Origin of the sequence: Nonomuraea ceibae (assembly GCF_019396325.1) — a bacterium.
Taxonomy (GTDB): Bacteria; Actinomycetota; Actinomycetes; order Streptosporangiales; family Streptosporangiaceae; genus Nonomuraea; species Nonomuraea ceibae.
The window spans coordinates 92,827-110,858 of the sequence record NZ_JAHKRO010000003.1; the positions used below are offsets into that span (position 1 = coordinate 92,827).

20 protein-coding genes and 1 tRNA gene are annotated in these 18,032 nt (G+C 65.6%); 12 read left to right on the plus strand and 9 right to left on the minus strand.

Translation table 11 applies throughout. The features are described 5' to 3' along the window. Positions 1-4 precede the first annotated feature (4 nt). A complete protein-coding gene (locus tag KME80_RS03360) occupies positions 5-214 on the plus strand; it encodes a helix-turn-helix transcriptional regulator (RefSeq protein ID WP_219500130.1) in 210 nt (69 codons plus the stop codon). A gap of 88 nt (positions 215-302) precedes the next feature. Further along, on the plus strand, positions 303-2,342 hold the full coding sequence (locus KME80_RS03365) for a hypothetical protein (RefSeq protein ID WP_219500132.1): 2,040 nt from the start codon (positions 303-305) through the stop codon (positions 2,340-2,342). A gap of 666 nt (positions 2,343-3,008) precedes the next feature. Here KME80_RS03365 and KME80_RS03370 read toward each other — a convergent pair. The 4 genes from KME80_RS03370 to KME80_RS03385 all read right to left on the minus strand — a co-directional run bounded on the left by KME80_RS03370 (position 3,009) and on the right by KME80_RS03385 (position 6,079). Then, positions 3,009-3,257 carry a GntR family transcriptional regulator gene (locus tag KME80_RS03370; RefSeq protein WP_246643939.1) on the minus strand — a complete coding sequence of 83 codons (249 nt, stop codon included), beginning with the start codon at positions 3,255-3,257 and terminating at the stop codon, positions 3,009-3,011. A gap of 587 nt (positions 3,258-3,844) precedes the next feature. After that, the gene (locus KME80_RS03375) at positions 3,845-4,435 is read right to left on the minus strand and encodes a guanylate kinase (protein WP_219500135.1); all 591 of its coding nucleotides are present in this window, start codon (positions 4,433-4,435) and stop codon (positions 3,845-3,847) included. After that, positions 4,432-5,184, minus strand: coding sequence for a P-loop nucleotide/nucleoside kinase family protein (locus tag KME80_RS03380; protein WP_308125599.1), 753 nt, complete (start codon positions 5,182-5,184; stop codon positions 4,432-4,434). Before KME80_RS03380 ends, KME80_RS03375 begins: the two co-directional genes overlap by 4 nt. Before the next feature lie 523 nt (positions 5,185-5,707). Then, entirely contained in the window at positions 5,708-6,079 is a 372-nt protein-coding gene (locus tag KME80_RS03385; protein WP_219500137.1) for a winged helix-turn-helix domain-containing protein, read from the minus strand. 151 nt (positions 6,080-6,230) lie between these two features. Between KME80_RS03385 and KME80_RS03390 the strand changes: the two genes are divergently transcribed. The 9 genes from KME80_RS03390 (at position 6,231) to KME80_RS51665 (ending at position 12,282) form a co-directional block, all read left to right on the plus strand. Beyond that, positions 6,231-6,560, plus strand: coding sequence for an SCO3933 family regulatory protein (locus KME80_RS03390; RefSeq protein ID WP_219500138.1), 330 nt, complete (start codon positions 6,231-6,233; stop codon positions 6,558-6,560). Beyond that, a complete protein-coding gene (locus KME80_RS03395) occupies positions 6,553-7,887 on the plus strand; it encodes an FtsK/SpoIIIE domain-containing protein (RefSeq protein ID WP_219500139.1) in 1,335 nt (444 codons plus the stop codon). The genes KME80_RS03390 and KME80_RS03395 overlap by 8 nt, the downstream gene beginning before the upstream one ends. Positions 7,888-7,915: 28 nt before the next feature. Next, positions 7,916-8,605 carry a DUF2637 domain-containing protein gene (locus KME80_RS03400; RefSeq protein ID WP_219500374.1) on the plus strand — a complete coding sequence of 230 codons (690 nt, stop codon included), beginning with the start codon at positions 7,916-7,918 and terminating at the stop codon, positions 8,603-8,605. 14 nt (positions 8,606-8,619) lie between these two features. Then, complete coding sequence (locus KME80_RS03405) at positions 8,620-8,943, plus strand: hypothetical protein (RefSeq protein WP_219500140.1); 324 nt, start codon at positions 8,620-8,622, stop codon at positions 8,941-8,943. Between the two features lie 12 nt (positions 8,944-8,955). Continuing rightward, positions 8,956-9,117: a hypothetical protein gene (locus KME80_RS03410; protein ID WP_219500141.1), complete on the plus strand. Its 162-nt coding sequence runs from the start codon at positions 8,956-8,958 to the stop codon at positions 9,115-9,117. Next, positions 9,117-9,275: a hypothetical protein gene (locus KME80_RS03415; RefSeq protein WP_219500143.1), complete on the plus strand. Its 159-nt coding sequence runs from the start codon at positions 9,117-9,119 to the stop codon at positions 9,273-9,275. Before KME80_RS03410 ends, KME80_RS03415 begins: the two co-directional genes overlap by 1 nt. A 135-nt stretch (positions 9,276-9,410) precedes the next feature. Next, entirely contained in the window at positions 9,411-10,733 is a 1,323-nt protein-coding gene (locus KME80_RS03420) for a replication initiator (protein WP_219500145.1), read from the plus strand. Next, positions 10,730-10,921 carry a helix-turn-helix transcriptional regulator gene (locus KME80_RS03425; protein WP_219500146.1) on the plus strand — a complete coding sequence of 64 codons (192 nt, stop codon included), beginning with the start codon at positions 10,730-10,732 and terminating at the stop codon, positions 10,919-10,921. Before KME80_RS03420 ends, KME80_RS03425 begins: the two co-directional genes overlap by 4 nt. Further along, positions 10,918-12,282, plus strand: a complete 1,365-nt coding sequence (locus KME80_RS51665) for a tyrosine-type recombinase/integrase (RefSeq protein ID WP_219500147.1) — start codon at positions 10,918-10,920, stop codon at positions 12,280-12,282. The genes KME80_RS03425 and KME80_RS51665 overlap by 4 nt, the downstream gene beginning before the upstream one ends. A gap of 796 nt (positions 12,283-13,078) precedes the next feature. Here KME80_RS51665 and KME80_RS03435 read toward each other — a convergent pair. From KME80_RS03435 to KME80_RS03455, 5 genes are all read right to left on the minus strand, one after another. After that, positions 13,079-13,498 (minus strand): hypothetical protein, encoded by a 420-nt coding sequence (locus KME80_RS03435; RefSeq protein ID WP_219500148.1) that lies wholly within the window; start codon positions 13,496-13,498, stop codon positions 13,079-13,081. A gap of 128 nt (positions 13,499-13,626) precedes the next feature. Further along, on the minus strand, positions 13,627-15,627 hold the full coding sequence (locus KME80_RS03440) for a hypothetical protein (protein ID WP_219500149.1): 2,001 nt from the start codon (positions 15,625-15,627) through the stop codon (positions 13,627-13,629). 41 nt (positions 15,628-15,668) lie between these two features. Continuing rightward, on the minus strand, positions 15,669-15,911 hold the full coding sequence (locus KME80_RS03445; RefSeq protein WP_219500150.1) for a hypothetical protein: 243 nt from the start codon (positions 15,909-15,911) through the stop codon (positions 15,669-15,671). Between the two features lie 119 nt (positions 15,912-16,030). Then, positions 16,031-16,681 (minus strand): HAD family hydrolase, encoded by a 651-nt coding sequence (locus KME80_RS03450; RefSeq protein ID WP_219500152.1) that lies wholly within the window; start codon positions 16,679-16,681, stop codon positions 16,031-16,033. 220 nt (positions 16,682-16,901) lie between these two features. Further along, positions 16,902-16,974, minus strand: a tRNA-Arg gene (locus KME80_RS03455). Between the two features lie 207 nt (positions 16,975-17,181). Between KME80_RS03455 and KME80_RS03460 the strand changes: the two genes are divergently transcribed. Then, complete coding sequence (locus KME80_RS03460; RefSeq protein ID WP_219500156.1) at positions 17,182-17,637, plus strand: hypothetical protein; 456 nt, start codon at positions 17,182-17,184, stop codon at positions 17,635-17,637. The last annotated feature ends 395 nt before the right edge of the window (positions 17,638-18,032 follow it).

The window sequence follows — 18,032 nt, forward strand, 5'->3', positions numbered from 1 at the left end:
GCGCATGGACGAGGAGTCCGAGGCGAGCCTCGGTGACGTCATCCGCGAGGTCCGCAAGAAGCAGGGGTGGTCGCAGGGGGAGCTCGGCGAGAAGTCCGGGGTATCGCGCCCGACCATCGCGCGCATCGAGGCGAACAATGACGTCACGACTGCGACCATCGCCAAGGTCGCTCGTGCCCTCGGCCTGAAGCTCGAGCTGAGGGACGACGACTGATCATGCGGGCCGACGCGAGCACGTCCGACCACCGCCGTTTTCGGAGCTCGTCGGTACGGTCGGTGTAACGGCTGCGAAAGGATGAACTATGGCGTTGACGACGTCCCTTGCGGGCCGAGTCCGGAACACGAGCCTGCCCAAGAGCCACGCGCTCCTGCCGCTCCTAGAGGCGATCGTCAACGGCATCCAGGCAATCGACGCTCGGCGCGACGGCTCCGGCAAGCCCGGCCAGATCGACGTGAGGGTGCATCGTGACTCACAGGCGGAGCTGGACTTCGGCCCCGTGGGGCCCGGGCGTGCCCCCATGAAGCCGATCATCGGCTTCACCGTCGCGGACGACGGCGTGGGATTCACGGCGCAGAACATGTCCTCGTTTGAGACCTTGGACAGTGACTTCAAGTCCGACCTCGGCTGCCGCGGCATCGGGCGGCTCCTGTGGCTCAAGGCGTTCGACAGGGTGTCGGTCCGCAGCGCGTACGAGGACGAGGACGGGAAGCTCCGGGGACGCCAGTTCAAGTTCTCGGTCGAGCGCGAGGTCGAGCACGACGGCGGCACAGACGGGTTCGCGCGCCCAGGCGCGGTCGTGCGCCTCGACGGTTTCAAGGAGTCGTTCCAGCAGCACGCGCCGAAGGGCGTCGACGCCATCGCGCGCGAGGTGTTCGAACACTGCATCTGGTACTTTCTCCGGCCAGGCGGAGCGCCCGTCGTGACGGTCGCGGACGACGACGAGTCGGTGTCGCTGGCCAGCCTGATGGACGAGTTCGTCGATTCGGCGATGTCGTCGTCGACGATCGAGGTTAAGGGCCAGAAGTTTGACATGCTGAACCTCCGTCTGAAGTCTTCCACGCGACACTCCGTCCCCCGCCTTCATTGGTGCGCAGCGAGCCGCGTCGTCATCGAGGAGAACCTGAGCGGGAAGGTGCCGGGACTCCACGGCAAGCTGAAGGATAAGAACTCCGGCGAGTTCGTCTACGCGTGCTACCTGACCTCGAACTTCCTCGACGAGCGCGTCCGCTCCGATCGGACGGCCTTTGACATCAGCGACCGCATCGCGGGCGAGCCGCTCGTCGACGATCTCTCGCTGGACGACATCCGCGAAGCCGTCCTCGAAGAGATTGGGGAGATCCTGAAGGATCCGCTTGAATCGGCCCGCGAGCAGGGCAAGCAGCGGCTCCACGACTTCGTGAGCAAGCGTGCCCCGCGATACCGACCTGTGCTGGCCAAGATCGAGGAGCGCGGTATTACGGTCGATCCGTCGGTCAAGGACCAGGACCTTGAGCTTCAGCTCCACCGGCACCTACAGAAGATCGAGTCCGAAGCGTTCGTGCAGGGGCAGGAGATCTTCGCAGAGGCCGATGCGGAGCCGGCGGAGGACTACGCGGAGCGGCTCGCCGCCTACCTCAGCACCGTCAGCGAGATCAACCAGTCGGATCTGGCCGCGTACGTTTCGCGCCGCCGGACGGTGCTGGATCTGCTCGGGCGTCTGATCCGCGCGGATAAGGACGGGAAGTACAGCCGAGAGGACGCGATCCACTCGCTGATCGTCCCCATGCGGACGGACTCCAACGAGGTCGCCTCTGACGGGTCGAACCTGTGGATCATCGACGAGAGGCTTGCGTTCCACGACTACCTCGCCTCCGACAAGACGCTGAAGAGCATGCCGATCACGGGGTCCCAATCCACAAAGGAACCCGACATACTTGCGACCCGGCTCATCGACTTGCCGGTGCTCGCGGCGGAGGGGCAGAAGCTGCCGCTGCCGTCGATTGTCGTAGTCGAGATCAAGCGCCCAATGCGCAAGGACGCCACCGAGGACAAGAACCCGATCCAGCAGTGTCTCGATTACGTGAAGAGGATTCGCGCAGGGGGAGTGATGACGGCGACGGGGAGGCCGATCCCGCCGACTCACGAGCCGCCAGCCTTCTGCTACATCATCTCCGACCTCACTGACAGGATGATCGAGCGGTGCGAGATCTCGAACCTGCGGCCGACCCACGACGGCCTCGGGTACTTCGGCTTCAACGACTCCGCCAAGGCGTACATCGAGGTCATGAGCTTCGACGGGCTGGTCAACTCCGCCACGGAGCGGAACAGGGCGTTCTTCGACAAGCTGGGGCTGCCAAGCTAGGGCGCGTATGTCTACGGTCCAGTGAGGTTCGAAGCTGGAGGCATCGGGAGAATCGAAGCGTTGAGCTGCCCCGTCTATAGCACAAACGATGCATGCCGATGCCGCTATGCCAGGGGACCTGGCACCGGTGATTACCCGAGGCAACCCGGTGGCAAGTCGACCCGGAGCGCAGGCCCGTCAGGGCCGAGCACCGGGGCGGCGCGGCAGTCGATCGCCCTGACCCCGTATGGCGGAACCGAAGTCAGCGATCGTCACGGCCTCAGCCTGGGCTGCCCGCTCCGGTCGATGACCTGCTATTGGACCAAGGCGTGACGCAATTGGGTCTGATGTACACGCGGCGTGACGGTGCAGGGGGGCGCAGCCCCTTGCAGCTCTCCCGATGATGCCTCAGCGACCTGAACGGCGCGCCCTGACCATCGTGCTGGCTGCGCCGGTCTTCTATCGTCTGGCGTTCCATCTCGGTGGTTTGGAGCGCGCGGGCGGCGCCGGCCGGGACCGGCCGAAGAGCCGCAGCCCGGCCGGCTGGTCGACCGCCGCGCGATGCGGGCCGCCGTAGGCGGGCCGCCTTGAAACCGTGGAGAAAAGTCTCATCCGGTTGAGCATCCATGCCGCTGACCTGTGGTTCTCATGGTCTCTACGGCTCTGTGGTGGCCTGTTTGGAGAGGCTCAGTTCTCGGGCGCCCCGGACTCGCCGGCTGGGTTGACGAAGCTTCCGAGGTTCGCCACTGTGTAGATCAAACCCTCTTCGCGTAGCTGGCGTATCGCCTTGCGGATCGTGTCCCGGGCTACACCGAACTCCTGGACGAGGCGGACCTCCGACACCAGATGCTTGGGCGGGTATTCGCCGCTGGCGATGCGCGAGCGGAGCACATCGGCGACCTGTTGCCAGCGAGGGCGGTCGGGCTCGAAGTCCATCACGGTGTAAGGGTAGAAAGGGGACGCTACAGGTCTTCATTCGCCTCTACCGATCTATATCGATCCCTCGGTACCCCTAGGGGTAGACAGGCTTCCTCTGTTGCTCCTACGCTCGGGGGTATGCGACTACTCGGCTGCGTCCCTATCGCGCTTCGCACTATGCGGCTTGGCCGGTCCACCGACCATCGCGACGGGGATTCGATCCCTGCCGGGGGATGCTGTGATCATTCTCCGTACGTCGAGATCACGAGGCTCGACCGCTGGGCGCTTGGGGTGCGCCTCGAAACGCTAGCTGTCCCGCTCTGGGGACAAGGGCGCTCGGTGGTGCTGCTGTGAGCTGCGCCGTCCTACAGTTCGAGTACCACGGTCTGCACGCGATCACTACGCAAGACCACGCTGAGCCGGTTGACTGGGCGCCCAGCGTCAAGCGCACCGATCGGATCCGGGTTCGCGAGCACACCTGTATCTGTCGGAGTCCGATCTTTGAACTCTGTACGGCTGGAGGCCTCTGGTTTGTCCGGCGTCTCACTGATGAGGACGAGGCCGCGGTCGAGAGCGCTCGGGTCTCCGCCCGCGTTGCCCGAGACCTATGGGACCGAATCCTGAGTGGTCAGGCGCGGTGAATGAAGACTGTCGTCCTGCCGATCACTGAATGCGCATGCAATCTGGCGTGCTATGGCTTCCGGAGCGATCTCGTCAGTCTCATAGCGGCAGTAAAACAGGCTGTCGTCGTGAGCGCGCCGATCGGCCAAGGTCTCATCCCACGCGCGTAACCGTTGACTCGTGTCGTCATCCAGGCGTTGGCGCGAGCGCCTCTCGCATACCTCGCGCGACACCCAGAGCAGGGCCACCAGCCATGGCCCTGCATCGTTCAGGCGGTGGATGTCGGGGATGTTACCCATGTGGACGATGGGTATCTGCCCGGCTGTAGTCATCCGCTCCACCTGGTAGCGGTCGACGGCGTACGTGTTTCCGTACCGTTGGGTCTCGACGAGTAGTCGTCCGGCGTTCCGCAGCTCGGCCATGCGCTCGGCGCTGATGAACTCGTACTCGCTGCCCCGCCGGTCGCCGGCCTTGAGCTTGCGCAGCAGCACGAACCGGGGATCCAGAACCGTCAGCGCGGCCGTCACCGTGCTCTTGCCGCTGGCCGGCGGCCCGTACAGCACAACGCCCTTCACATCAGAATCCGTTTCAGCGTCTGACGAGTCTGGTCGGCAAGGCTGATCGCAGCTCCGAGGCGGTTGTCCACGGTGGCGTGCGCAGTGGGTGGTGCCGCATCCGTGTCGAGTCCGGCGGCGTACTCCTCCCAGTTCTGAAGCTTCCATGCGTCGCGCGGGGCGCCGCGGAACTCGATGTACTCGCGCATGGATTCGACGTCGCAGCGTACCCACACCACCGCCACATCGATCCCCTTGGCTGCGCACCGGTTCGTCAGTCTCGACACCCAATCGGGATCGGCCAGTTCGGCGATGAACGGTGCGGAGAGGATGGCCGACGTACCCACCTTGAGATTGTCGAAGGCGGTCTCCATCAGGCACCGGTACTCCAGCGGCCGTACTTCGCGCAGATAGAGGTCCGTGTGCCGGTCGTGCGGGTCACCGCCGAGTGAGACGAGCAGCCGTTCGACCATGGCGCGGGTCAGTGAGTCCTTGTCCAGGAACGCCCAGCCGGTGATGTCCGACAGGAACCGGGAGAACTCCGTCTTGCCCGATCCGGCGTAGCCGCCGACGAGCGTCAGGATCGGCTTGGGACTGCCCTTGCCGTGTCGGCGTCGCCAGGCGTCAACGACGCGGTTGAGAAGAGCGTTCTGCTCGGCGTTGGATGGGGCGCCGGAGACTTTGACGAGGGTCTGTTCGATGACCTGCGCGGCGGCGTTGTCAGCGGCGGGGTCGGAGGGTTGAGGCAAATCCGAGATGGAATTTTCCACTTCGGTTATTTCGCCGGGGAGCGGTAGCCGGAAACCAAGGGTTGGCTCATTTGCCTGATATAGGAGGCAATAGGCACGTCGGTAGTGAGGTCCGGGATATACCGATCCCTGTTCGTGTGCCCAGAGTGTCTGAAAATTAGCGGCAGGGGCGGACAGGCCGTGCCGGTGTGCGACCTGACGTAGCTGATCGCCTGCGGCTTCCAAGGTGAGGCCGTGGGCTTCGCGGTGCTGCCGCAGGACCAGGGGCTGCCATCCGGGGCGGTGAATTGTCTTCATCGCATCCTTTTGTGCACTTCGAGGGGGCGGGCGTATGTAAGCGCATGTGTAACCGCCGTGCAGGCAGCAATGAAGGAGCTTAGCTAACGCTCCGTGATACTCGACAGCGCGAATGCGCGATGAACTTACGGCATCCCGCCGGGGATAACGACCAGCCAGAAATGGGGTGCCGAAGTGACCACAAACGAGCGGATTTTGGGTGAGCTTCAGGCCATTCGGTCTGAGATGGAAGAGCTGGCTTGCCGAGTCAGCGAGATCGCTTCGGCCCTTGGAACACGGCCTTCTCCAGATCGGCGATCCGGTCGCCCAGGACCGCCAGAGTGTTCCGCATCTGAGCGAGCTGCTCCATGACCGCCGACGAGGCCGGCTCTTCGGCGGAGAGCGCGGCGGCGGCGTCTTCACGTACGAACACGCCCTTGCCCTGCTGGCCGACGATCAGGTTCTCGGTGCGGAGAACGCTGATCGCCGCCTTGACCACGCTGGCGGATACGTCGTAGCGCTGGCAGAGCTGGGCCGTCGAAGGCAGCGCAGCGCCGGGGGTGAGTGAGCCCGTTCTGATCTGCGCGCGCAGGTCGTCGGCTATCTGGAGGTAGCCGGGCCGACCGGACTTCTCGACCATCCAACGCCTTCCGTGGGGTGCTTACCCCTCCAGTTCAGCACAGCCGCCCGGACATGCCAACCAAGTCTTCGTGGAAGCCCTTGACAACTTAGAATTCCAAGCGTTCTATGTATTCATAGCGTTACGCCTCGACCACTCAAAGGAACCAACCATGCGCACCATCCCCATCCCTGTGGACACCAGCAAGCTCGCTATCACCTGCGTGAAGGCCCCGCGCCCGCGCGTCCTCAACCGCGACACCGGCGAGATCAAGACCGACAAGAACGGCAACACCGTCTACGAAGTCACCGTCTCCGTGGAAGACGAGTTCGGCCGGATCGAGCTCGTCAAGATCGGCATCACGGGGGAGCCGCCCATCAAGGCCGGCCACGCCGTCAACGCGGTCGGCCTGCTCGGCTACGTCTGGGAGATCGCCGGCAAGTGGGGCATCTCCTACCGTGCCACCGCGCTCCTCCCGCTACAGGAGGCCGCGGATGCCTGACGAGTTCTACGCGGTGCTCGGAGTCTTGGCCGCACTCGCGGCCGGACTCTGGGCCTGGCGCCGCTGGCATCACCGCTCGTTCTGGCTGGCTCTCGGCTATCCACTGACCGCCATTTCCATCCTGGCCACCTGGCGCAAGGTCGCCCTCGGCTGCGGGCTGACCAAGAAGCGGCAACGGTTCTGGTTCACCACCGTCCCCGGCCTGGTCGCCTCGACCGGCGTCGTCCGGGTGAAGCGCAAGTTCCAGCGCATCGCCGTCGACACCAAGCCATTCATGTGGCTGCCCATGCCGACCCGCCACGGCTGGCGCGTCACCCTGCACACCCTGGAAGGACAGATCCCGGCCGACTACGCCGACGTAGCCGAACGGCTCGCGCACTCTTGGGGCGTCCACGCCGTACGGGTCACCTCCGACAAGCCAGGACGGGTACGGCTGGCCGCGACCATCCGCGACCCACTGGTCAAGGTCGACGAACTACCGCCCTCGACCGAACTGCTCAAGGTCACCGTCGGCAGGCTGGAGACCGGCGGCCCCTGGGTCGTCGACTTCAAAACCGTCCCGCACTGGCTCAACGCCGGGGCCACACAGTCCGGCAAATCCAACCTGGCCAACGCCCTCATCGTCGGCCTCGCGCCGCAACCGGTCGCCCTGGTCGGCTTCGACCTCAAGGGCGGCGTCGAGTTCACCCCGTACGCGCCCCGCCTGTCAGCCCTGGCCACCACCCGGGCCGAATGCGGCGGGCTGCTCGATGACCTGGTGGCGCTCATGACGGACCGCATGGGCGTATGCCGGATGGCCTCGGCGCGCAACATCTGGCAACTGCCGCCCGCCATGCGGCCGGTGCCGGTCGTGGTCCTGGTCGACGAGTTGGCCGAGCTCTATCTGATGGCCGACAAGTCGGAGAAGGACGAGATCGCCAAGACCTCCACCGCGCTGCTGCGGGTCGCGCAGCTCGGGCGGGCGTTCGGCATCTACCTGTTCTGCTGCGGCCAGCGCATCGGCTCAGATCTCGGCCCCGGCGTCACCGCCCTGCGCGCCCAGTGCTCAGGCCGGGTCTGCCACCGGGTCAACGATCCCGAGACAGCGACCATGACGCTGGGCGACCTCGACCCCGCCGCGCTCGACTCCGCTCGCGCCATCGCCGCGGAGACACCCGGCGTCGCGATCGTGGCGAGCCAGGACGGCCAGTGGTATCGCGCCCGCTCCTTCTACGTCAGCGAAGCCGCGGCCGAACACGCCGCCCACACCTACGCCGACCGAGCCCCGTCCTGGGCCGATGTCATGGCCGCCCAACCCCACCAAGCACCCGACTCCCGAACCGCCTGACCGCCTGACCAAGAAGGGAGGAACCATGATGCGCCGCTGCGCCGCCTGGCTGCTCGACACCGGCCCCGTCCTCGTCCTGGCGCTCATCGCGGGCGCGGGCTCGTTCACCCACATCCGCGACACCGCCACCGAGCACGGCCAGCACGGATGGATGGCCTGGGCCGTAGCCGTGTGCATCGACCTCACCTGCGTCATGGCCGCCCGCGAACGCCAGCGCGACAAAAAGACCGGCCGAGTACGGCGCGGCCCGCTGTCCTGGCCCGTCCTCGTCCTGGCCGGCGGCATCGTCCTGTCCCTGGCCGCGAACCTGCAACAAGCCGACCCAACCGTGTGGGGCTGGATCACAGCCGCCACCCCGGCCGCCGCGTTCCTCGTCGCCGTCTCCATGCTCGAACGCCGCGCCACCACACCCAGCCCCGAACCGTCCCCGGACGTCCCGCAGACGTCCTCGTCCTGGACGACGGCGTCCCCGTCCGTCCCCGTCCGTCCCCAAGCCGTCCCGTACGAGGACCGTCCCGCCCTCGTCCCCGCCCACGAGGACGACGAGCAGGACGACGGCCCGACACCCGACCCAGCACTCGTCGACTACGCCCGCCGTGTCGCCGACGACCATCACACCGCCCACGGCCGGCCCATCACCCGCGACCAACTCCGCGCCCGCCTGGGCGTCTCCAACCAACTCGCCTCAGACCTGCTCCGCACCCTACGCACCCGATGAACAGGAGATCACCGATGACCGACGACCGCACCGCTCTCATTCACGGCCTCATTCGCCTGGCGGTCTTCCTCCAGGCCAACCCCGACGTACCCGCCCCGCGCGGCACCACCGTCCACCACTTCCCCAGGGATGTAGACGACAACGAGATGCGCGCGCAGATTGACGCCATAGCCGACGTGCTGGGCACTCCGATCGACTCGGATGGCGGCCACTACGGCACGTCGAAGCTCTTCGGCCCCGTCGAGTACCGCGCCGTGGCCATCCTCTCCGACGCCCGCACCCGCTACGCCGCCCACGACAGCTACTACGGCTGCATCACGCCCGACAGCCCCGCTTAGGAGGTATCCAGCATGCGTATCCGCCTCGAAGGAAACCGCGCCGAAATCACCCTCGGCATGATTCACCTGCGCGAGGTCTTCGACGTCACCTCGATGTCGCGGGCCTACCCGGACCGCGCCCGGCCTCGCAACTACCGCATGTACGTCACCATCACGCCGCGCAAGAGCCGGTGATGACCATGACCGAACAGCCCTGGGCCGACTGGGTCCAGATCCTCGACGCCATCCCGATCGCCAGCTACCGGTGCTGCACCTGTAACGGCATCGGCCTCACCGACAACAACACCTGTGCCGACTGCCATGGCAGTGGCCTCGACAACCACGGCGCTTAACCCGTGCTGTAGCGCCCCCCGCCTGGCCACACATCCGCCAAGACGTCCGCCAGGCCGGGGGCCATCCCACACCAGATGACTGGATAGGACGGTTCCATCTTGCCCTGCCTTGCCCACTCCCACGCTGTAGCCGGGATGATCGACCGGCTCAACCACCCCGACTACGACCGCTGGGCCGCACAGATCAAGCGCTCCGGCGGCTGCCGCCAGCCCATCCACCTACGCGGCAAGGTCGAACACTACGACCAGGCCACCGGCCACCTTCTGCACCGCTACACCACCCGCACCGAACCGGACGGCATCCTGCGCGTCCCCTGCAAGACTCGCCGTGCCACTCGCTGCCCTGCCTGCGCCGAGACGTACCGCGCCGACACGTACCAGCTCGTCCGTGCAGGGCTGGTCGGAGGCAAAGGCGTGCCGGAAACGGTCAGCGCGCACCCGTGCCTGTTCGTCACCCTGACCGCTCCTTCCTTCGGCGCGGTGCACGTCCGCCGGGAGAAGAACGGCAAAGTCCTGCCCTGCCACGCCCGCCGTAACGCCGAGACCTGCCCGCACGGACAGGTGATGTCCTGCACCGCTCGGCACTCCGCCGACGATCCCCGGCTCGGTGAGCCGCTCTGCTCCGACTGCTACGACTATGAGGGCTCGGTCCTGTTTAACGCCGTCAGCCCGGAGCTGTGGCGGCGCTTCACTGAAGCCCTCCGCCGGCGCTTCGCCAAACTCTCCGGCCTCACCCTCAAAGCCCTGCGCGAGCAGGCCGTCATCTCCTTCGCCAAGGTCGCTGAATACCAGCGGCGCGGCGTCGTTCACTTCCATGCCGTGATTCGCCTCGACGGACCGGACGGCCCTGCCTCGCCGCCCCCGGCCTGGGCAAGCGCCGACGTTCTGGCCGACGCCGTTCAGCACGCGGCGGCTGTCGTGACGACCGACGTGAAGCCGCTCGGCCGTACCTTCCGCTGGGGGAGTCAGCTTGACGTCCGCCGAATCACCATGGACGGCGACCTTACTGACCAGGCCGTAGCCGCCTACATCGCCAAGTACGCCACCAAGGCCGCCGAATGCGTCGGCACTCTCGACCGGCGCATCCAACCCCTCGACGACCTCGATGCGCTCCCGATCCGGCCACACGCCCGCCGTCTGATCGCCGAATGCATGCGCCTCGACGACCTGGCCGACCTCCGACTCGCCCAGTGGGCCCACATGCTCGGCTTTCGCGGTCACTTCTCCACCAAGTCACGCCGCTACTCCACCACCCTCGGCCAACTCCGCGCCGCACGCGAGGAACACATGCGTGCCGAAAACATCACCACCGGCCGCCTGCCCCTCTTCGACGAGGACACCGTCCTCGTGATCGCCCACTGGGAGTACGCCGGACAGGGATTGTCCGCCGGCGAACTGCTCCTCGCCGCAGCCATCACCGGTACCCAGCTTCCAACTGCTGAGAGTGGTGCCCGATGAGCAGGCGTGACGAACTGCTGACCGTCCCGGAGGTCCTCGCCGAACTGGGTGGAGTCTCCCGCCGCACCTTCTACCGCTGGCGGGAACTCGGCCGCGCGCCGGTCTGCATCCAACTGCCCAACCTCGAACTCCGCATCTGGCGGAGCGACCTCATGTCCTGGCTCGACTCGCGACGGGAGGCAGCGTGAACACCACCTACGACGTGAAGTTCGCCCAGATCCAGCAGCGTTCCAACGGCGGCACGCCAACCTATGTCGCTCGCTGGCGGGTGGCTGGCAAGGAGAAGTCGAAGAGTTTCCGCACCAAGGGACTCGCGAACGCCTTCATGTCCGACCTACGACAGGCGGCCAAGACGGGGGAGGAGTTCGACGTCGCCACCGGATTGCCGGTGTCGATGCTGGCGCCGGAGTCCTTGGGGCCGTCGTTCCTGGAGTTCGCACAGGCGTACGTCCTTCGACGCTGGCACTCCTCGGCCGCTCGCACCCGGGAGACAGATGCCTACGCGCTCCTGTCCCTAATCCCTGCCCTCGTATCAGACGCACCCCGCCGACCTGCCGCCGAAGATCTGCGGGAGGTCCTGCGGATCCATGCCCTCCTTCCTGAGAAGCGGCGGGACGAGCTGACGACGGCACAAGCCGCGGCCTTGGGTTGGCTGGAGCGGGCGTCCCTCCCGCTTTCAGACCTTTGCGAGGCTCGTATTCTTCGTATGGCCCTCGACGCGATCTCGGTGACCTTCGCGGGCGTACCGGCGGGAGCGAACACGGTCCGCCGGAAGCGGGCCGTCCTCCATCATCTCCTGGAGCACGCAGTCGAGCAGAAGGTGTTCGGCAGCAACCCGCTAGACGCGATCAAGTGGACGCCACCGAAGGCCGTGATGGTCGTCGACCCTCGAACGGTGGTGAACCCGGCCCAAGCCAGTCAGCTCCTCGACGCCATACCCAGGGTCGGCCGCAGGCGTGGTCCTCGCCTCAAGGCGCTGTTCGCCTGCATCTACTATGCCGCCCTCCGGCCAGAGGAAGCGGCGGACCTGCGGTTGAGGAACTGCACCTTGCCCGAATCGGGCTGGGGCCTGATCGTCTTGGAGCGGGCGCGACCTCAAGCGACGAAGCGCTGGACCAACTCCGGCGAAACGCACGAGTCGCGCAGCTTGAAGCACCGCGCCGACAAGGAAACGCGCGAGATCCCGATCCCGCCCGTCCTGGTCGCCATGCTCCGCGAGCACGTCGCCGAGTTCGGAACCGCGAAGGACGGACGGATCTTCCAAACGCGTACGGGCGGGACCTATTCCAGCTCCGCGCACTCCTACGTGTGGCAAGAGGCTCGAAAGCTCGCCCTGAACCCGGCGCAGGTCGCCTCGTCGCTGGCGGCAAGGCCGTACGACCTCCGCCATGCGGCGGTCTCGCTCTGGTTGAACGCCGGCGTCCCGGCACCCGAGGTCGCCAAGCGAGCGGGTCACAGCGTTGACGTCCTGCTGCGGGTCTATGCCAAATGCATGGACGGCCAGCAGGAGCAGATCAACAGCAAAATCAACGACGCGTTGGACCCATAGCCGCACGTTTCGAGCTGCTTCGGCCCCGGTAAGCACCGGGGCCGAAGCATTCCAACTGCTTGCCGAACCGAGTCGCTCCCACAGAACCCTGCCACGCTCCGCCACACTCAACGCACGAATAGTGACCAGGAGAACTATGCGCGAAGAGCACAACGACCCCACGCAAGCAGCGGGAGAACAGCCCCTACTGCGTCGTCCGCCCTACGGAATGACGATGCCAAGGAAGGCGAGGCCAACCGGTGCATCAGACGGCCTCAGGTGGCGGAGATACGCAACTCCAACGCCTCCGAGGGAATCCACCCTGACTACAGCAGACCGTCTCACCAGAGCCGCGCTTATTGTCGGCTTCCTAGCTTGCGCTGCCCTGGGTATCTGGTCGAGTACGTGGGGACTCAACAGCAATGCCCTACGGCCCCGGGCCGCTGCGCAGCCAGCGCCGGTCCCCACCGCGATTGCGCGTGCCGACGGTGGCGTGGCAGCCCATACCAAAGTCACGTCCAGTGCCGCGCCTTCGACTGAGCCCGACCGCCGCCGCGAGACGTCGAAGACCAGGAAGCATGGCCGGGCGGCGATCAAAGGGGAGTCCCGCCAGCGAAGCGAGGAAATTCGAGTCGAATCACGGCGGAAACAACCTCGTATCGCCAGCAGGAAAGACAGCGGCTCAAGCAAAACGGCAAGACGCGGCGACGGAGCAGGGGGCCGTACGGTTGCTGCGAAGTGTGATCAGCTTTTCCCGCCAGCTCGCCCAGGGTTCCGTATGCGCAATCGCGTATGCCATGCGATCTATGGATAGCGGTCAGGTTTTCGGGTCGAGGAGTACCGGGCGGAGCTGTCTCACGAACTCGACCACGTCTGCTTGGTGATCGCGACCTGGTGCGCCTTGGTAGAGCCGGATAGAGAGTGTCTTGGTGCCGTCCGATGTCCAGGCGGACACGTAGGCCCCCGAGGGGCGCCCATCTGCATCCTTCAGGATGGCGCTGTACCCGGGGCCCAGCTCGCCTGGCAGCGAGACTCCCTTATCGGCAGCCTTCGCATTCTCCAGCTCCTGAACCGAAGGGACCGCAGGATCGTCCAGCTCGATCTCCAGCCGTACACGTTCGCTCGACTCGGCAGACTTGGTCACCACACAGTGGGAGAAGTTCTCAACCGCACCCGTGCCGCTCGCGTAGAAGGTGCTCAAACCCGTCACCCGTGCGATCGCGTCCGCGGAAAGCATGCCGCACTCGCCGTGCGCTGCAGTGACAGTGCCCAAGGGACGTCTGTCCGGTGGTGGATCGAGAGGCGTTGAGCAGGCCGCGAGGACGAAGGCCGCGGTCAGAAGCAGTGGGGCGGATGCTCGGGCCCTCATTCTCTGGCCTCCGGGTATGTCGGTGTTCGCAGCCTGAATCCCGCTCGGAAAGACAGGTCGGTTGCGTGGAACACGCGGGAAGCCGGCGAGTGCTTCAGCCACTCGATATAAGCATGCTCCTGCGCGGTGGTCATGGCGCTTCGGGGAATGATCTGGCCGTCCTTGAGGAAATCTCCGGCTGATCCCTTGGCGTAGTTCTCGTGCGCGTATGGGTGTGTGACGGCTGGAACCGAGCTGTCACCGAACAGGCCATGCCGCATCATCGCCCCGGCCGTGATATCCCGGAACATGTTCTGCGTCATGTCGGTCGCGGTGACGGCATCGCGACGAGCCTTCTCTCCCTCGTTGAACTCGATCCCATCGCTGACGTAGCTCTCGATGAACTCGAACGTCGGGGCTGTCCACTGGCCTGCCGGTGTAAGAGTCAGCTTGAGGGTTCGGGTGACGGCATCCTTGAGCGCTTCGTTGTTCTTGTCGTTGCGGTCCGCCTCGTTGATGTTGGCGACGTTTCCGGCATCGGCGATCAGATAGAGCGAGTTGCTGAGGTCGAACACTCGGGCGTTGAACTCTTGAGAGCTGCTGCCGCTCATACGGCTCTCGATCAGCTTTTGCCGCTGCACGTCCATTTCCGCATCGCTTGCCTGAGGATGGCTGTCGTGCCAGGCTGCGAGGTCGGATTCGACGGACCTCTTGATCTGAGCGGCCTGAGCGTCCAGAACCATCTGGCTGTACTCCCCATGGGCTTCAGCGACCGTCTTGAACGCCTTGTCATCGCTGAAGGCCCACGTCATGGCGGCTTTGACGTCGTCGCGCTCGAACGTGGCGCCATACGGCTGCTTGCCCGGAAGATTCGGGTCCGCGTCCGGCTTGGCCGTCACGCCCATGCTCTCCTTGACCTCGTCGTCTGCGATGCGATGGACATCACCGATGTAGGCGGCGAACACGCGGGCAGCGCTTTGCTTCGTGTCGGGGAGCGTCTTATGAGCTTTTCGATCGGCCCAGAAGTGAACGGCCCAGGAAGCGATCAGGGCCGACTTGTAGCCACGTGACGTGCCCGGTGGCTGCCCGTTGTCTCGGTACGTCATGGTCGCCGCCTCGATGGCGCGCCCCACCTCGTGATTCCCGCCGCTCCACCGGTTCTGCTGCATCAGGAAAGCCAGCGGCTTCCTGGTGGGGTCGGTGAAAAAGTCCTGCGCCACGCGTGGATTGTTGGCCAGTGCGGCTGCGATACCCGGGCCGAACCCCATCATGGGCTGCCGCTCACCGGGAGGCTTCTGCGTGTTGTCGTAGACCTTGTTCGTCAGGTCTCGGACGAAAGCGTCATCGAAGACGCCATGCTGGAGCAGCCTGTTGACTACCAAGCCGGTCAGCGCCTCATCCTGATTCGCCACCAGTTCGTCGGTGTATCCCTTGGGCAGTCGCATGTCGCCGACCCCGCGCGAGGCTGTCCCCAGGGCAACGCTCAAGGCCGCTGCCAGTCGGTCCACGTCGGTAGAGGGCGGATCCTTCCAGTCGCGACTGTGCGGGTTGCCTTGCGAGAAACGGTGGAAGTCGGCCAACAGCGCTTTGAGCTCCCGGGGGCGCATTTCATTGGCGAACGCCACGGCGAAATAGGGGTCTTGCTGGTGCTTGGCCAGCAGGTCGAGAACTTCAGCGGTTGCGGCCTTGTCGCTGAAGTCTCGTTGCTTCCATGCTTGCCGAAGCTTGTCGGCCAGCGATTTGGCGACGGCCGCGCCGCCGGCCGGTGAGTGGGAGACCCATAGAGACTCGTCCGCCCACACGATCCCCTTGTCGAGGCCGATCTTCTGAGTGGCGATGATGAGGTCCAGGCGGCGCTGGAGGTCGGGGGCGCGTTCGGCGATCTGAAAGCCGATGTCCCTGAGAAGGCCAGGGCCACTCATGGCGGTGCCGATCGACCGCAGGGCATTGCCGATCTGCGCGTCCAGGTCTGGCCAGGTCCGTTCCAGACGTTTGATCTCGCCGATGAGCTGCGTCATCAACGTGGGGTCGATACCGATACTCGTCGGAGGTGGGCTCATCAGGAAGCCCTACCGGGTTCGGTGGCGGCTGCGCCGTCGACCAGCGCCAGAGCCCGGTTGAAGACGTTCTTGTAGGCCGCTTCCCACGCCTTGCAGTCCTCGATGAGCCTGTCCGCCGCCCGGCCCTTCATAGCTCCGCTTTCGAGCAGGCCGATGAGCTTGCGCACGTCATTGGCGTGCTGGTCACGTAACTGCTCGATCGTGCGTCGGGCAGCGTTGATCTGCTCTTGTGTCGCCATCATCCTCGGATCCTTCGGATCTTTGAGACGGCTATCCCTGGGATCAATGTGACGATAAGGGGCGTTCGAGTGTTCGTCGAGGGAGACTACCGAAGAGGTATGAAAGGCAACGGGCTGTTCAGCTACTGCGTACTACGCAAGTAGGCGATCCCTGGAATGACGTCGGTGACGACGTGGTCAGCACGATGCTCGTGGCCCTGCCATGTCCCTCGGTCGACCCAAATCGTGCGTAGGCCGGTCGCCTGGCCCCCTTGTATGTCCGCGATGAGGTTGTCGCCGACCATCCAACCGCCCTCGGCGATGCTGGCTCCACACCGTTCGGCGGCGATGTGGAAGAGCCGGCTTTCCGGCTTGCGGATGCCCTCGACGCCCGACACCGCGTACCCGTCCACCGCGTCGGCGAGGCCGGTCCGCTGGAGCTTGGCGAGTTGGTTGTCGGCCATGCCGTTCGTCACGATCCCGACTCGCCATCCCGCAGCGCGGAGCTCGGTCAACGCTTCTCGCACGCCCGGGTAACAACGTACGAGGTGCGGTATGCGCTTGCGGTAAGCGGCCCAGAGTTCGTCGATGCCCTCGGGCAGCGCGAAGTGCTTGCGTATCTTGCGGAAGAAGGCCTCTCGATGCGGGTGCATGTCTCGGTTTTGAGAGGCGAGCCAGGCGACCCCGTCCGGGCCCAGCCGCCGCTGCTCCGTGAACTCCTCGGCCCAGTGCAGGAACGCGGCATCGAGGTCGATGAGAGTCCTGTCGAGGTCGAAGAGGGCCAGACGCTGCACGTGGACACCCTAGGCGCAGGCGTTTCGACGGCAACAGTGCGGCCCTCAAAACCGGTCTTGACCTCGGAGAACGCGCCCAAGATCATCCCGCACATATCCCGTGATCAAGGTCTTGTGGCTGCATACGGGTGCACTCGGCGACCTATCCAAGGTCTAGAAAGCAAGAGACCTGCAGTCGAGAAACCGCAGGTCAGATGGCGAAAAGCCTGGTGGAGATGAGTGCCCCCGGCAGGATTCGAACCTGCGGCACCCGCTTTAGGAGAGCGGTGCTCTATCCCCTGAGCTACGGAGGCGGACGAAGTAAGCCTAGCGAAAGACTGCCACTGCGTGGGCCCTCAGCCCCCACCAACTTCACCGAGGCCCTGCATCCAGGCCGTGCCGTGCCATGGGTGCGCAGGCGGGCGGTAAACACATGGCAACCGGTTACCGGCCGTGGTGTCGCCCGCGGTTACGGTCGGCGCGTGGACAGTAGGCGACGTAGGCAGGCGCGTAGGCGGCCCGTGGTGTTGTTCGCGGCGTTGCTCGCGCCTGCGATCTTCGCCGGCGGGTTGCTGGCGGGGGAGATGTCTCAGTACCAGCACGAGGGCAAGAGGGGCCGGGAGCGGGAGTTCAAGGTGTTCGCTCCGGTGCTGGTGCCTCCGCCTGCGCATCCGGCGCGGCAGTACGTGGCGGCGATGCCTGCGCCTGTCACAGAGGCGGAGACGGAGGCTGGGGTGGAGGTGGTGGACGTTCCCGGGGAGCCGGCGGTGCAGGAGGTGGGGATTACGAGGGATAGTTCGGCGCCGCCAGTCCAGGAGGCGGCCCCGGAGCCTTCGGATCGGGCGCCGGCAGCGCCGTCCGATTCGCAGTCCGATTGCCCGGGGGAGTGGGTGGACACGTGGCTGTGGGAGCTCTGCAGGGAGCATGAGCGGCAGCCGGCGGTGAGCCTCACGGGCGATTTGGCGTCGGGGTTGTGACGGGATCAGGGATCAGGGCGTATGGGCGTACGGGAGCGCACAGGGTGACGTGAAGGCACGTCAGGTGACATGGGGGCGTCACGACTGAGGCCAACCCCTTGAAGCCGGTGCAAGGCGGTATCGGTGCTCCATCGTCTTAGAGCGGTGAACGGGTCGGCATGGCAGCGGAGCCCCGGGTCGGACAGAGGGTCGCCGTACGACCGTATCGGATCTTCGATGGCGCTCCCACAAGCACCCACAAGCCCCCGCAAGCCGCCACGGCATCCCCGAAGCCACACCCCAACCCACACCTCACAAGCCAGGAGCAGTACAAAAGCGTCGTTTGCCTCATAACGGCTCTTCGGAGTTCGGTCCGGGCACTCGGGGGGCTGTAGTAACGTGCGTGCCGGACGCGG

What these genes read in the sequence shown, in the direction of transcription:
- KME80_RS03360 (WP_219500130.1), top strand. Translation starts at nt 5, where the DNA reads ATGGACGAGGAGTCCGAGGCGAGCCTCGGTGACGTCATCCGCGAGGTC.
- KME80_RS03365 (WP_219500132.1), top strand. Translation starts at nt 303, where the DNA reads ATGGCGTTGACGACGTCCCTTGCGGGCCGAGTCCGGAACACGAGCCTG.
- KME80_RS03370 (WP_246643939.1), bottom strand. Translation starts at nt 3,257, where the DNA reads ATGGACTTCGAGCCCGACCGCCCTCGCTGGCAACAGGTCGCCGATGTG.
- KME80_RS03385 (WP_219500137.1), bottom strand. Translation starts at nt 6,079, where the DNA reads ATGGTCGAGAAGTCCGGTCGGCCCGGCTACCTCCAGATAGCCGACGAC.
- KME80_RS03390 (WP_219500138.1), top strand. Translation starts at nt 6,231, where the DNA reads ATGCGCACCATCCCCATCCCTGTGGACACCAGCAAGCTCGCTATCACC.
- KME80_RS03395 (WP_219500139.1), top strand. Translation starts at nt 6,553, where the DNA reads ATGCCTGACGAGTTCTACGCGGTGCTCGGAGTCTTGGCCGCACTCGCG.
- KME80_RS03400 (WP_219500374.1), top strand. Translation starts at nt 7,916, where the DNA reads ATGCGCCGCTGCGCCGCCTGGCTGCTCGACACCGGCCCCGTCCTCGTC.
- KME80_RS03405 (WP_219500140.1), top strand. Translation starts at nt 8,620, where the DNA reads ATGACCGACGACCGCACCGCTCTCATTCACGGCCTCATTCGCCTGGCG.
- KME80_RS03410 (WP_219500141.1), top strand. Translation starts at nt 8,956, where the DNA reads ATGCGTATCCGCCTCGAAGGAAACCGCGCCGAAATCACCCTCGGCATG.
- KME80_RS03415 (WP_219500143.1), top strand. Translation starts at nt 9,117, where the DNA reads ATGACCATGACCGAACAGCCCTGGGCCGACTGGGTCCAGATCCTCGAC.
- KME80_RS03420 (WP_219500145.1), top strand. Translation starts at nt 9,411, where the DNA reads ATGATCGACCGGCTCAACCACCCCGACTACGACCGCTGGGCCGCACAG.
- KME80_RS03425 (WP_219500146.1), top strand. Translation starts at nt 10,730, where the DNA reads ATGAGCAGGCGTGACGAACTGCTGACCGTCCCGGAGGTCCTCGCCGAA.
- KME80_RS03435 (WP_219500148.1), bottom strand. Translation starts at nt 13,498, where the DNA reads ATGCTTTCCGCGGACGCGATCGCACGGGTGACGGGTTTGAGCACCTTC.
- KME80_RS03440 (WP_219500149.1), bottom strand. Translation starts at nt 15,627, where the DNA reads ATGACGCAGCTCATCGGCGAGATCAAACGTCTGGAACGGACCTGGCCA.
- KME80_RS03445 (WP_219500150.1), bottom strand. Translation starts at nt 15,911, where the DNA reads ATGATGGCGACACAAGAGCAGATCAACGCTGCCCGACGCACGATCGAG.